9 protein-coding genes are annotated in these 13,579 nt (G+C 64.1%); 3 read left to right on the forward strand and 6 right to left on the reverse strand.

The genetic code is table 11. From position 1 onward, the window contains the following. Window positions 1-472 precede the first annotated feature (472 nt). From AWB75_RS00385 to AWB75_RS00400, 4 genes are all read right to left on the reverse strand, one after another. Window positions 473-1,585, reverse strand: coding sequence for a YbdK family carboxylate-amine ligase (locus tag AWB75_RS00385; protein WP_061122107.1), 1,113 nt, complete (start codon window positions 1,583-1,585; stop codon window positions 473-475). 42 nt (window positions 1,586-1,627) lie between these two features. Then, the gene (locus AWB75_RS00390) at window positions 1,628-2,830 is read right to left on the reverse strand and encodes a cation:proton antiporter (protein WP_061122108.1); all 1,203 of its coding nucleotides are present in this window, start codon (window positions 2,828-2,830) and stop codon (window positions 1,628-1,630) included. Between the two features lie 813 nt (window positions 2,831-3,643). Further along, window positions 3,644-5,470, reverse strand: a complete 1,827-nt coding sequence (mnmC, locus tag AWB75_RS00395) for a bifunctional tRNA (5-methylaminomethyl-2-thiouridine)(34)-methyltransferase MnmD/FAD-dependent 5-carboxymethylaminomethyl-2-thiouridine(34) oxidoreductase MnmC (protein ID WP_061122109.1) — start codon at window positions 5,468-5,470, stop codon at window positions 3,644-3,646. Between the two features lie 51 nt (window positions 5,471-5,521). Continuing rightward, on the reverse strand, window positions 5,522-6,547 hold the full coding sequence (locus tag AWB75_RS00400; RefSeq protein ID WP_061122110.1) for a VTT domain-containing protein: 1,026 nt from the start codon (window positions 6,545-6,547) through the stop codon (window positions 5,522-5,524). Between the two features lie 294 nt (window positions 6,548-6,841). Here AWB75_RS00400 and AWB75_RS00405 point away from each other — a divergent pair, with 294 nt between their 5' ends. Beyond that, on the forward strand, window positions 6,842-7,120 hold the full coding sequence (locus tag AWB75_RS00405) for an HU family DNA-binding protein (protein WP_008352404.1): 279 nt from the start codon (window positions 6,842-6,844) through the stop codon (window positions 7,118-7,120). Window positions 7,121-7,228: 108 nt separating this feature from the next. Here the strand turns inward: AWB75_RS00405 and AWB75_RS00410 are convergent, their stop codons facing one another. Continuing rightward, window positions 7,229-8,500 carry a GTP-binding protein gene (locus AWB75_RS00410; RefSeq protein ID WP_061122111.1) on the reverse strand — a complete coding sequence of 424 codons (1,272 nt, stop codon included), beginning with the start codon at window positions 8,498-8,500 and terminating at the stop codon, window positions 7,229-7,231. 139 nt (window positions 8,501-8,639) lie between these two features. Continuing rightward, window positions 8,640-9,101: a lytic transglycosylase domain-containing protein gene (locus tag AWB75_RS00415; RefSeq protein ID WP_061122112.1), complete on the reverse strand. Its 462-nt coding sequence runs from the start codon at window positions 9,099-9,101 to the stop codon at window positions 8,640-8,642. Between the two features lie 606 nt (window positions 9,102-9,707). Here AWB75_RS00415 and gspD point away from each other — a divergent pair. Together gspD and gspE are read left to right on the forward strand one after the other, a co-directional pair. Further along, window positions 9,708-12,095, forward strand: coding sequence for a type II secretion system secretin GspD (gene gspD, locus AWB75_RS00420; protein ID WP_061122113.1), 2,388 nt, complete (start codon window positions 9,708-9,710; stop codon window positions 12,093-12,095). Further along, on the forward strand, window positions 12,092-13,579 hold the full coding sequence (gspE, locus tag AWB75_RS00425) for a type II secretion system ATPase GspE (RefSeq protein ID WP_061122114.1): 1,488 nt from the start codon (window positions 12,092-12,094) through the stop codon (window positions 13,577-13,579). Before gspD ends, gspE begins: the two co-directional genes overlap by 4 nt.

Consider the following 13,579-nt stretch of genomic DNA (forward strand, 5'->3'; position numbering starts at 1 on the left):
GCTACATCAGCAAAGTCGCCATTCTAAGCGACATAGAACAAACGTACACCTTAATTATCCACGCAGAACTGTGGATAACCCGTGGAAAAGCGTCTTCTTTGTTTGTGGACGTATTCTTGATAACACTCTCGGGCATGTCGGGCGCCCTTGCGTTGTCCAAAGGTTGACCTTCCGGCGCACACGCGGCCCGCATGTTTGTCCTCGCGCCAGCACGTTGACTCCGCACCCTTTTTCGACGTTGTCCACAGCACGGCACAAGCCTTGTTAACTACTATTACGGATGTATACGGATTTTTCGAAGTAAACCTTAGAGTGGCCGAATCGATTCCGATCAAACGTTGCAAAGAGCGGCTTTATTCCTGTCACTCGTCTGCACGTGTTTCATACGGACCAAAGATAAACGGCCGCTTCGAAGCGAATCGAAGCGGCCTTTCGTCATCATTCGCTGATCCTTGTCAGCGTAAGTGTTCCGTTACCGGCGCCACTGCAAGCATTGCTGGCGGACGGCCTCATGCAGCGATTTTTCCTTATCGACAACGCCGCGCAGCCACGTTGCATCGTTGATGCCGCGGGCGATATCGGCGACCTCCGCGAGCGCGGCTTGCGAGCCGAGCGCTTCGGCGTGCGGGGCGAGCACGTCGAGCGTCGCGAGGATGTCTTCGCCGATAGTCCGCCGCTCGCCCGTCTGCGGATGGATGCAGGTGCCTTCCAGCCCGAAGCGGCATGCCTCGAAGCGGTTGAAGGTGTACACGAGGTAATCGTCCTCGCGCGGCGTGAGCGGCTTGTCGAGCAACAGATAGCGCGACAGCGTCTGGATGTAGCAGGCGATCGCCGCGGCTCGGTCGACGGAAAGCGGCGTGTCCATCACGCGGACCTCGATCGTGCCGAAACCCGGCTTCGGACGGATATCCCAGTAGAAGTCCTTCATGCTGTTCACGACGCCCGTGTTCACCATCTTCGAGAAGTATTCCTCGAAGCCGTCCCAGGTCAGCACGAACGGCGCGCGGCCCGACAGCGGAAACGCGAACACCGAATTCAGACGCGCCGAATGGAATCCCGTGTCGACGCCCTGAATGTACGGCGACGACGCCGAAAGCGCGATGAAATGCGGGATATAGCGCGACATCGAATGCAGCAGGAAGAGCGCGCTGTTCGGATCGGGGCAACCGATATGCACGTGCTGCCCGAATACGGTGAACTGTTTCGCAAGGTATCCGTACAGTTCGGAGATGTACTGGAAGCGCGGCGCGTCGTAGATTTGCCGGTCGCTCCATTGCTGGAACGCGTGCGTGCCGCCCCCGGCGAGGCCGACGTTGAGCTGATCGGCCGCGGAAACGAGCGTGTCGCGGATCTTGCGCAGATCGGCGACGGCCTGCTCGTGCGTCGTGCAGATGCCGGTCGACAGCTCGATCATGCTTTCGGTGATTTCGGGCGTGATATTGCCCGGAATCTTTTCGTCCTTGATGAGACGCATGAGGTCCGACGCGGCGCGGGTCAGATCGTAGTCGTGCGTATTGACGACCTGGATCTCCAGCTCGACGCCGAACGTGAACGGTTCGGAGTTGATGAAAGGTTCGAGTGCCATGACGCCTCTTGAAAGATCAATGCCTGGGCTGGGCGGGCGCGCTCATTCGCGCCGTTCGCCCACCGCCGACAGGCTACGGTACACGAGGAAAGGCGACACGATCTGCAGCACGACGATCGAGCACATCACGATCGCGCGCAGCTTGGGATCGTAGTCCGGATAGAGCACGTACATGTCGTCGACGAGCACATACGCGAGCGCCGACATCGGCGTGAGCGCGACGCCGAGCGCCGCGCCCTGTTTCCAGTTCAGGCCGCTCGGCTTCGCGAAAATCAGCACGCCGACCAGCTTGCCGATGAAGCGCGCGACGATCAGCCCGAGCGCCGCCACGCCGCCCAGCGCGATATCGCGCCAGTGGAACGATGTCAGCGTGAGCGCGAAAAGAATGACGGTAAGCAGCCATCCGGCGGAGCCGAAGTGCGACGGCCAGAGCTGCGGCCGCTCGTCGGCGTTCTTCACGATGATGCCCGCGGCGAGCAGCGCGAGAATCGTCGACAGCTTGAAGAGGTGCGCGACCGCGATCGCCAGCAGCACGAGCCCGAAGAGCGCGACGAACGAATGCTCGTCGTTCGCGGGCAGGCGCCGCACGAGCAGATTGCACGCGCGCGCGAGCAGGAACGCCAGCACGAGCGAGCCGATCAGCAGATACAGCGGCTGCAGGATTGTCGCCAGCGCGTTGCCGTAGATTTCCTGATGCAGCACGCCCGCCGCGAGCTTTTCGACGACCACCGCGTACATGCTGTTGAGCGCGGTCAGCGTCAGAAGGCGCTGCGTGACCTGGCCTTCCGCGCGCAGCTCGGTTTTCAGCTGGATGACCATCGCGGGCGATGTGGCCATCGCGATGGCCGCGATCACGACCGATGGCATTGTCGGCACGTTGAGCAGCGTCAGCGCGATCAGCACGAGGCCGAACGTGAGCGTCGATTCCGCAATGCTCGACAGCACCAGATGCGGATTGCGGCGGATCCAGCGCAAGTCGAGCCGCCCGCCGAGCTCGAAGAGCAGCAGCCCGAGCGCGACATCGAGCAGTGGCCGCGACAGGCCGCCCGCGCTGGCGTCGATCACGCCGAGACCCGCGTTGCCGGCGATCAGGCCGATCACGGCAAAGCCGGTGATGCGCGGCAGCCGCCACGCGCGCCACAGCAGCTCTCCGGCGAGTCCGGCCGTGACGAGCGCAAGCCCGGCCCAGAGAATGGCGTCGGGTTCGAGCGGCCAGGCGGGCAGAAATGAAAATGCCGAATTCATCGTGTTGGCTTCTCCTTCGTTGCTGCAAGTGCGATGCGTGCACGTTCCGTTGCTAGACTCGCACCCGCGGCGCGCGCTCGCGGACGAGGCGCATCCGCCAGGGCAGGCGAGCGTGGGTTCATTCAGGTAATACCGAAATGCGAACGAACACGGCGTCACGGTCGGGCCGTGCACGAATTAGACGACGTGTCCGGCTGGCGGCGGCGCGCCTTGCACGCCCTCAATGTCGCATCGGAGATCCAGGTTCCGTGTGACACAGGAAAGGCATGCGGCGCCCGCTCGAGTGCCGGGCCGAACACAGCAAACGACGGCGCGGCTTCGTGATCAGATTCTTGGCGCGCAGCCATCGTTCCGTTGAAGCGGTCGCCGTCTGAACGGCGCGACGCAGGAAGAAGCGCGATTGTGCCATACCTCGGAACCCCTGACAGAAAGTCCAAGCTTCTGATTCTTATGAAGTAAAAGCGACAGCCTGAAGCTCGGATCTGGATGGAAAAGCTGACCGGTTGTCATTTTCGCGACGTTCGGACTTTTTGTTTACGGCCGGACGACGGCCTCGCCGTTAGATGTTTACAGGTTTACTTTATATAAACGTAGTAGTGGTTAACAAGGGGCTGCCTCTTCTGTGGATAACAACGCTTTCGTCTTTTCATTCAATCATTTGGGGAAAGCAGAAGCGGACCGTAAACATGTTGGCGCAGCGCCGTTAACGCGGAACAACTTTTCGGAGCCGAGGCTGCGCGTCGAGTTGTCCCGTTTACGTGCACAACGCATGCACACGACTTTCGCCTGCAAACAGACGGCTTATCCACAACGTCACGGGGATAACTGCACCGCGCCGATTTCGCCGTGCCGCAAAGCCCTCAGCAAAAAGCGGGCGGGGTCGACGGCTTCGGCGAGTTCGCGCTCGATGGGCCACGGCTCGCCTTCGATCTGCGACGCGATCAGCTCCGCCGCGAGCGTCGCCCAGACGAGACCTCGTGAGCCGAACGCGAACGCGCCATAGAGACCCGGCATGCGCGGAAGGTCGAGCGGCCACGCGCCGGACAGCGCGCGCGCATCTCGGCGAGCGGCGCTTTCATCGGCGAGTTGGCCGATCATCGGCATGCGGTCGCTCGTCACGCAGCGGAATGCGACGCGGCCTGCCCGGACGCCGGCCGGCGTCTTCGCGAGCGCCGGCAACATGCCCGCGACGCGTTCGATGTTTTCGCGATGCCCGGCCTCGCGGATCGCGCGATCGGGATCGTCGATATCGTAGGTCGCGCCGATGAGCGCGCCGTCCGTGCCGAGCGGCACCGCATAACCTTCGCCGATCACGGGCATGCGCAGCGCGTCGAGCGCGCCGGGTTCGAGGACGGTGAGCTGGCCGCGCACGCTGCGCGTCGGCTCGCCGTAGAGACCGGCGAGCCGCTCGGCGTCATGCGCGTTGGCGAGCACCATCACGGGCGCCTGGGCGATCTCCGCGCCGTTTGCATCGAATGCTCGCCAGTGACGGCCATCGTGCGCGACGCGCGTCACTTCGGTGTTCATGCGCGGCGTGATCTTCGCCGAGGCCTCGGCGATTTGCGCGACGCACACCGCCGCGGGCGAAATGGCGCCGCCGCGCGGAAAGAACCAGCCGCCGCGTGCGACATCGACGCCGGCGATGCGCGATGCCTGGTCGCGCGTCATCGGCTGCACGTAGTCGGACGGATACGCGAAACGCGCGATGGCGTCGGCGAGCGCGTCGGCATCTGCGGCGGTATCGGCGATCTGGAGCAGGCCCGCGTCGCTGCGCCGCAAGTCTCGATGCGCCGATTCGAGCGCTTGCCATCGGCGTAACGCGTCGAGAAAACCCGCGCGCGTGAGGCGGGCGGCGACGCTGTCGTCGCGCCAGACGATCGGATGAAACACGCCCGCCGGATTGCCCGATGCATCGCGCGCAGGCAACGCGTGACGATCGATCAGCGTGACGCGCCAGCCGCGTCCGGCGAGCCGCGAGCTCACCGCGCAGCCCGCCAGCCCGGCACCGATGACGATGGCTTCGCGCGCGTTCGCGTCGAAAGGAAGCGGCGGCTCGTGACGGCGCACGCGCCAGCGCGGCGCGAAGCGTGCGGTCACGGGCGCATGCGCATGCGTGGCGTGCGGCGCGCACTCGAAGCCCGATGCCTGCAACGCGCGCTCCAGTTGCGGCGCTTCGTGATCGGCCGCGATCGCGCAAACCGTCGCGTCAGCGCCGGCGAAGCGTGCGAGCGATTTGCACAGCTTGCGCGGATCGCTGGTCGCGGTGAGATCGAGATGGAAGGCATCGGCGCGCAGCCAGAGTTTCGACAGCAGCGTTTCGATATCGTCGCCGATCGCGAGCGTCAGCACGACACGCCCCGCATCGAACTCCAGCCGATGGAGGCCGGCCACGCGCATCGGCCACGCGCGCGCGAGTTCGGCGGCAAGCGGCGAAGCGTCGTCGGGTGAAGGCGGGGCGTCCAGTGCGCTGAGCGGTGCAAGCGCCAGGACATGCAGTCGGTCGCAACGTTCTTCGTCGTCGCGCCAGCGTTGCCAGAGCGCGAGGAAGGCGCTGAACGTCGTGTCGACGAACGTGAAGGCGCGCCTGCGCTGCCAGCGCGCGGGAAGATCGTGCGGGGCGAAAAGCTGGGATTCGGTCATGCGATAAAAGAAGAGACTGCGCGCCCGCTCGACCGGATGCGCGAAGAAAGATCAGGCTGAAGACGAATTGGCGACGCCATGCGCCGCAGCGTTCGGGCGGTCTTCGATCATCAGCGGTTCGAGCGCGTGGCCTGCCGCGCGCCACGCTTCGAGCCCGCCGAGCAGCGGCGCGACGTCGGTGAAGCCATGTGCGGCCAGTTCCTTCGCCGCGAGCGCCGCCGACACTTCGTTCGGACAATCGCAGTAGGTCACGAGCTTGCGGTCGCGCGCGATGCCGGCAAGCTGCGATGCGGCATCGTCGTGCAGCAGCAGCGCGCCGGGAATCGCGTACGGGTCCATCGCGCGGCGTTCGCGGCGGCGCACGTCGATGACGAGCGGCGGCGGCTCACCCGCGAGCAGCGCGCGCAACGTCGCGATATCGATGCGCGCCATGCGCAGCCTGCGCAACAGCGACACGCGCTGCCACCAGCGCACGGCGAGATAGAGCGCAAGCGCGATGACGGCGATCACGATCACGCCGCGCCCGAACAGATCGAGCCAGGCGAGCGCGGTATCGACGAGATCCGCGAAGACCGCACCGAACGCAACGCCGACGCCGGACCACAAGAGCGCGCCGAGCGCGTCGTAGAAGAGAAAGCTTCCGAAGCCGATGCCGGTCGCGCCCGCGACGGGAATCGCGAGCGTCGAGAGTCCGGGGATGAACTTCGATACCGCGAGGATGCGCACGCCGAAGCGCCCGAAGAAACTCGCGCTGCGGTTGACGCAGGTATCGCGCGAAATGGAGAGCTTGCACATGAAGGCGAGCACGCGGCTGCCGTAGCGGCGCCCGAGCCAGAACCAGAGCGTGTCGCCGATGAGCGCGGCGATGCTCGCCGTCACGACGATCGCAACGAGAGGCGCAATGGCAGGCGATGGAAACAGCGTCGAAAAACCGGCCGGGACGAGGCTTGCCGAGACGGTGATCGCACCCGTCAAAGCCAATGTGGGCAAGGCTGGGAGCGGCAAGCCGAGGCACTCGAGCAGAACGTTGGCAAAAACCAACGGCAGGCCGTATTCGATGATCAGCTCGCGTAGCATGGTTCGGACCCAGGTGGTCTGCGCCAAAAAAACGGCCGGGAGCCCCGGAAATTAACGGTAAATCTTTGAAACCCTTGTCCAGATTGGGTTTGCGCTGCGCTATCATACCAAGCGCCACGTGTAGAGGCGGCGTGAAGGCGATGAAGTGAGCAGCGCCGGTGACATGGCCGAAGTCACGCCGATTCGTCGGGCAGGCCCGCCAGAAGGCCGTCCCTACTCGACTGCACGGCTTGCGCACGTATAATCGGCGCGTTCGCGCTGTTCGTGTCAACCTAAACTGATAAAGGAACCTTAATGAACAAACAGGAATTGATCGACGCCGTAGCCGCTCAGACCGGCGCCAGCAAGGCTCAAACCGGCGAAACGCTGGACACGTTGCTCGAAGTGATCAAGAAGGCCGTATCGAAAGGTGACGCAGTGCAGTTGATCGGCTTCGGCAGCTTCGGCTCGGGAAAGCGCGCAGCGCGCACCGGCCGCAATCCGAAGACCGGCGAATCCATCAAGATTCCGGCCGCAAAGACGGTCAAGTTTACGGCTGGCAAGGCATTCAAGGACGCAGTGAACAAGCGGTAAGCATCTTGCCGATTGTGCGGCTACCCGTGGTAGCCAGTTGTACATGACCCGCCTTCGGCGGGTTTTTTTTCGGCTTGCCGGAATGCTTCGCGGCAAGCCGTTCGTCCATCAATGCGGATGTTCGTCGCAATCGCAATCGGGACCGTGATCGTGGTCGTCGTGGTCGTGGTCGTGGTCATGCTCTTCCACTTCCCAAGCCGGAAACGGATCGGCGAAGCGTTGCCATGCCTCGGGGCCGAGCGCCCATTCGTCGTCGGTGAGAAGGCAGGCATCGAAGCTCTCCTGCCATGCGGCCGTATCGAGATTCAGGCCGATCAGCACCAGCTCCTGCCGACGATCGCCGATGCTGTTGTCGTCCGGATCGCCGTACCATTCGGCGACGATCTCCGCTTCGAGCTCGGGGTCGTCGGTCGGCCATTCGCTGCGATCCTGCGCCGCCCACCACACGCCCGCCGGACCGTGCCGGCACGTGCCGCCCGCTTGCGACAGCGAACCGCCGACATCGCTTCTCGTCGCGAGCCAGAAGAAGCCTTTCGCGCGCAGCACGCCCGGCCATTCCCGATGCAGCAGGTTCCACAACCGTTCGGGATGAAACGGCCGGCGCGCGCGATACACGAAGTGACCGACGCCGGATGCGTCGGGCTCGTCGCTCGTTGGTTCATCGCCGTTGAGTATCGTGAGCCAGCCCGGCGCGCTCGCGGTCGCATCGAAATCGAATCGGCCGGTGTCGAGCACATCGGTTGAACGCACGTCGCCCGATTGCGCCCGAAGCTGAATCGCGCGCGGGTTGAGGCCGTGCAGAATGCGCGCGACGCCCTCGACTTCATCTGCGCCGGCGAGATCCATCTTGTTGATGACGATGACATCGCAGAACTCGATCTGCTCGACGAGCGTCTCCACGACCGTCTTGCCGTCTTCTTCGTCATGGCTCGCCTGCGCGAGTCCGCGTTCGGCCAGCGAGTCCGACGAGGCGTAGTCGCGCGCGAAGGTCGCGGCATCGATCACGGTGACGAAGGTATCGAGATGCGCGCGGCCCGCGAGCGCCGCGTCGTCGTCGTCGCCGAACGCGAGATGTTCCGCGATCGTCATCGGATCGGCGACGCCCGACGACTCGACCACGATGGCGTCGAATCGCTGCTGCTGCGCGATCCACGTGATCGCGCTTTCGAGCGCTTCCATCGACCCGTCGGCGAGCGTCACGCGCATGCAGCCGTTGGGCAGCTCCGTCGTTTCGCGATCCGCGCCGGACGCGGTTTGGCCGTTCGTCACGGCGCCGATGCGCAGACCTTCGGCGTTGGCGAGCAGGGCATCGACGAGTGTGGTCTTACCCGCGCCGGTGAACCCCGAAAGCACGGTGATTGGCAGTGGCGTGTCGTTCATTGCAAGGATGCGTGACGGGGAAAGGGCGCGCGCGAGCGCGAGCCCACGCTCGCGGTTTGCGCGGCGCGGGCGTTCGAATTAGGGATTTTGCATCAATTGCGCCGGACGCGGCGCGCGTGCGGGGCGGAACCCGCGAAGGTTAGCGCGCGGCCTGCGTGGTTTGCGTGGCTTGCAGCAACTTCCAGCGGCGCAGGATCTCGATGATCTGAGCCGAATACTTGTCGCGCAGCGCGGGTGTTTCGGAATGGTAAGCACCGACGGCCTGCCAGGAATTGCCGTACTTGTTCATCTTCTGGCGCAGATGCCACGCGGCGACGTAGACGCTCTTGCATGGCTCCATGAGCGTGCCGCTCGAGATGCCGTACTGTGCGAGCGTGCCGAGATGAATGGAGTTGATTTGCATCAGCCCGTAGTCGGTCGAGCCGTTGGCGTTCTTGTTGATGGCGTCGGGCTTGTTGTGCGATTCGTTCCAGGCGATGGCGCGGAGGATGAGCGGATTGACCTTCTGATACTTCGCCGCTTCGTCGAAGCAGTCTGCGTGTGCGGAGGCGGCCGCCAGCAGCGGCCCGCATATCGCAAGTAGTCGCACGATTTTCTTCATCTTCTTTCTACTCCATCCGCCCTATGCGGAACGTCCATGCCGCCGTTGCGGCGCCTTGGCGCCAACGCCAACAAATCAACGTCCGCGACCGAAACTTGCTCGGGGAAAACCCACCCTTTTTGCAACGCCCGGAATGCGGAACCGACCGTATCATACCGGCTGACGATTCCGGACTTAAGTTGGCGGTCAGACATAAGTCCAATGGACGGGGCTGAAGGCCGCTTGCGCGCGAGCGGCCCTGGCCGTCAATCGGTATTGTCCTAAACGTATGAATAATAAGACTTCTGGACGGGGTACAATTCGGCTCCCGCGTGCATCGGCCTGCTCTGGAAACCGCCCAGATACGGTCTATCGGCAAGTTATTCGAAAGCTTGAGAGCGCTGGAAATTTGGATCGTACGAGCAGCGGATGAGCGGTCTGATCCGGAACGAATTGGCACAATTCCGTTACATAAAGCTGTTATCGTCACATTTTTTAAAATGATCGCGCTGGATTGGGTTGCCCGTTCCACACCGCGGTTTGCGGCGCTCTCGGCTGACGAGCGGTGCAGCCTTGGCCGGCTCTTTCAAGACCGGCCCTGACATCACATCCATGAGAAGACAATCTATGGCACTGCGTCGCAGAGCGACGGCACTGCTGGCGGCGGGACTTATCGTCGCGCAAGCCGCGCATGCGCAAGTGACGCTCAATTTCGTCAACGCGGACATCGACCAGGTCGCGAAAGCGATCGGCGCCGCCACCGGCAAAACCATCATCGTCGATCCCCGCGTCAAGGGGCAGTTGAACCTCGTCTCCGAAAATCCGGTTCCCGAGGACCAGGCGCTGAAAACGCTCCAGTCCTCGCTGCGCATGCAGGGCTTCGCGCTCGTGCAGGATCACGGCGTCCTGAAGGTCGTGCCCGAAGCCGACGCCAAGCTCCAGGGCGTGCCGACTTACGTGGGCAACGCGCCGGCCGCGCGCGGCGACCAGGTGATCACGCAAGTCTTTCAGTTGCGTAACGAATCGGCGAACAATCTGCTGCCGGTCCTGCGCCCGCTGATCTCGCCGAACAACACGATCGCCGCGTATCCGGCGAACAACACGCTCGTGGTCACGGATTACGCCGACAACGTGCGCCGCATCGCGGGCATCATCGCCGGCGTCGATACGGCGGCGGGCCGCGAGGTCGACATCGTCAATCTGAAGAACGCGAACGCCATCGACGTCGCCGAGCAGATGAACAAGCTGCTCGATCCCGGCACGGTCGGCAGCACCGACGCGACGCTCAAAGTCACCGTCACGCCCGACTCGCGCACCAACTCGCTGATGTTCCGCGCCTCGAGCAGCGCGCGCCTCGCGGCGGCGAAGGCGCTGGCGAAAAAACTCGACGCGCCCACGGGACAGCCCGGCAACATGCACGTCGTGGCGCTGCGCAACGCCGATGCGACGCGCCTCGCCAAGACGCTGCGCGGCATGCTCGGCAAGGGCAGCGGCTCGGACAACACGTCGGGTTCGTCCAATCAGAGTTCGAATTTCGGCCAGAGCGGCGGCGGCCTCAGCAATTCGTCGACGTCCACCGGTCAGTCGGGGGTGCCGCCGCTGCCGGGCGGTCTCGGCGGCGGTTCGGGCACCGGCAACAATCCGATGACGGGCGGCTCGGGCAATCGCGATTCGAGTTTCTCGTCGAACAAGGACAACGAAAGCAGCAACGATCAGGGCGGCGGCATGATCCAGGCGGATGCGGCGACGAACTCGCTCATCATCACCGCCCCAGATCCGATGTACCGCAACCTGCGCTCCGTGATCGACCAGCTCGACGCGCGCCGCGCGCAGGTGTACATCGAGGCGCTGATCGTGGAGCTCTCCGCGACGAGCGGCGCGAACCTCGGCATTCAATGGCAGGGCGCGCTGCTTTCCAACGGCGGCAACAACGCGCTGTACGGCAGCTCGAGCTTCGGCTCCGGCAATACGAACATCGTCGACCTGACCTTGCAGGGCAATGCGATCGCGCAGAATCCGTCATCGTTGACTTCGACGACCGGTCTGCTCGCGCAAGGCCTGAACATTGGCCTGCTGCACCGCTTCGGCAGCCTCTTCGGGCTCGGAGGGCTGGTGCAGGCGCTTGCGACTTCGGCGGAAGCGAACATTCTTTCCACGCCGAATCTGATTACGCTCGATAACGAAGAAGCGAAGATCGTCGTCGGCCAGAACGTGCCGGTGGTGACCGGCTCGTACGCGACGCCGACCGCGAATGCCGCCACGTCCGTCACCGCGTTCAACACCTTCGATCGCCGCGACGTCGGCGTGACGCTGCACGTGAAGCCGCAGATCACCGACGGCGGTGTGCTCAAGATGCAGATCTATCAGGAAGATTCGAGCGTCGACAACGGCACGAAGAACGACCCGGGCGGCGTGACCATCAACACGCGCTCGGTGCAGTCGACCATTCTTGCCGACGATGGCGAAATCGTCGTGCTCGGCGGCTTGATGCAGGATCAGTACAACAACAACAACAGCAAGATTCCGCTGCTCGGCGACATTCCGTTCATCGGCAGCCTGTTCAGAAGCGAAAGCAAGACGCGCACGAAGACCAATCTGATGGTGTTCCTGCGTCCGGTGATCGTGCGCGATCAGGCAACGTCGACGCAGATTGCCAACACGCGCTACGACTATCTGCGCCAGCAGCAGTACGGCTCGACGACCGACAACCGTCTCATCAAGGACCAGAATGTGCCGGTGATGCCGCCGAAGCCGCTCGGTCCGAGCGAAGGCGGTGGCGCGCCGGCCCAGAATCTGCTGGACTGGAGCAACACGACGCGCGGCCCCGGCCCGAGCACGACGCTGCCGCAGAATCCTGAGGCCGGTCCGGCGCCGCAGGGCGGCAACACCTATCCGATGCCCGCGAACGGTGCGACGAACGCCATGCCGCCCAACGGCGCGACGAACGCGATGCCCGGCAACGCCGCGACGAACAGCAACGGGTATCCGGGCAACCAGCAGGGAGTCAGGCCGTGAGTGCGGTCAACGATGCAGTCGAGAGCGCGAGCAGCGCGGCGTCGCCGCTGGCGGCCCGGCTCGTGCCCTACGGTTTCGCGCGCAGCGGGCAGATTCTGCTCGCGCACCAGCACGCGGACAGCATCGAGGTATGGATCAGCGAGCGCACGACCGATGCGGCGCTCGCCGAAGTCGCGCGCAATTTCGGCGCGCTGTCGATCGTGCGCAAGCCCGCCGACGAACTCGCCGCCGCGATCAATTCGGCCTATGCGCGCAACGACGGCAGCGCGGCGCAGGTCGTCGGCGAAGTGGAAGGCGAAGTCGATCTGTCGCGTCTGATGCAGGACATTCCGGAAGTCGAGGATTTGCTCGAATCCGAGGACGACGCGCCGATCATCCGCATGATCAACGCGCTGCTGACGCAGGCGGCGCGGGAGCAGGCATCGGATATCCACATCGAGCCGTTCGAGAACGCGTCGGTCGTGCGCTTTCGTGTCGATGGCACATTGCGGGATGTCGTGCGCCCGAAGAAGGCGCTGCACGGCGCGCTGATCTCGCGTATCAAGATCATGGCGCAGCTCGATATCGCCGAGAAACGCCTGCCGCAGGACGGACGCATCACGCTGCGCGTCGGCGGCCGTCCGGTCGATGTGCGGGTGTCCACGCTGCCGACCGGCCACGGCGAGCGCGCGGTACTGCGTCTGCTCGAAAAAGACGCGCAGCGCCTGAATCTCGAAAAGCTCGGCATGGCGCGCGACACGCTCGTCAACTTCGACAAGCTGATCGGCCGCCCGCACGGCATCGTGCTCGTGACCGGGCCGACCGGCTCCGGCAAGACGACGACCTTGTACGCATCGATGTCGCGGCTCGAGACGACGACCACCAACATCATGACGGTGGAAGATCCGATCGAATACGATCTGTCGGGTATCGGGCAGACGCAGGTGAACGAGCGCATCGGCATGACTTTCGCGCGCGCGCTGCGCTCGATTCTGCGTCAGGATCCGGACATCATCATGATTGGTGAAATCCGCGATCTCGAAACGGCGCAGATCGCGGTGCAGGCGTCGCTCACCGGCCACCTCGTGCTCGCCACGTTGCACACGAACGATGCCGCCTCCGCCGTCACGCGTCTCACCGACATGGGCGTGGAGCCGTATCTGCTGGCGTCGTCGCTGCTCGGCGTGCTCGCGCAGCGGCTCGTGCGGCAACTGTGTCCGGTGTGCAAGGAAGAACGCGTGGAAGAAGACGGTGCGAAACACTGGCATCCGGTCGGTTGCGACCGATGCGGCCAGTCGGGTTATGTCGGGCGTCGCGGCGTGTACGAACTGCTGCTGATCGACGATACGATCCGCCCGCTGATCCATCGCAACGCGGCGGACGCCGAGATTCTCGAAGCGGGCCGCAAGCAGGGCATGCGTACGCTGCGCGAGGACGGCGACCGCTGGATCGCGGCGGGCGTGAGTTCGCTGGAAGAAGTGCTGCGCGTGACAGGCGGGGATTGA

It is taken from the genome of Caballeronia catudaia (genome assembly GCF_001544755.2).
Classification (GTDB): Bacteria; Pseudomonadota; Gammaproteobacteria; order Burkholderiales; family Burkholderiaceae; genus Caballeronia; species Caballeronia catudaia.

Excerpts from the sequence above, each read along its gene's own strand:
- AWB75_RS00410 (WP_061122111.1), bottom strand. The coding sequence starts at position 8,500 with ATGAACGACACGCCACTGCCAATCACCGTGCTTTCGGGGTTCACCGGC.
- AWB75_RS00385 (WP_061122107.1), bottom strand. The coding sequence starts at position 1,585 with ATGGCACTCGAACCTTTCATCAACTCCGAACCGTTCACGTTCGGCGTC.
- AWB75_RS00405 (WP_008352404.1), top strand. The coding sequence starts at position 6,842 with ATGAACAAACAGGAATTGATCGACGCCGTAGCCGCTCAGACCGGCGCC.
- AWB75_RS00400 (WP_061122110.1), bottom strand. The coding sequence starts at position 6,547 with ATGCTACGCGAGCTGATCATCGAATACGGCCTGCCGTTGGTTTTTGCC.
- AWB75_RS00390 (WP_061122108.1), bottom strand. The coding sequence starts at position 2,830 with ATGAATTCGGCATTTTCATTTCTGCCCGCCTGGCCGCTCGAACCCGAC.
- mnmC (WP_061122109.1), bottom strand. The coding sequence starts at position 5,470 with ATGACCGAATCCCAGCTTTTCGCCCCGCACGATCTTCCCGCGCGCTGG.
- gspD (WP_061122113.1), top strand. The coding sequence starts at position 9,708 with ATGGCACTGCGTCGCAGAGCGACGGCACTGCTGGCGGCGGGACTTATC.
- AWB75_RS00415 (WP_061122112.1), bottom strand. The coding sequence starts at position 9,101 with ATGAAGAAAATCGTGCGACTACTTGCGATATGCGGGCCGCTGCTGGCG.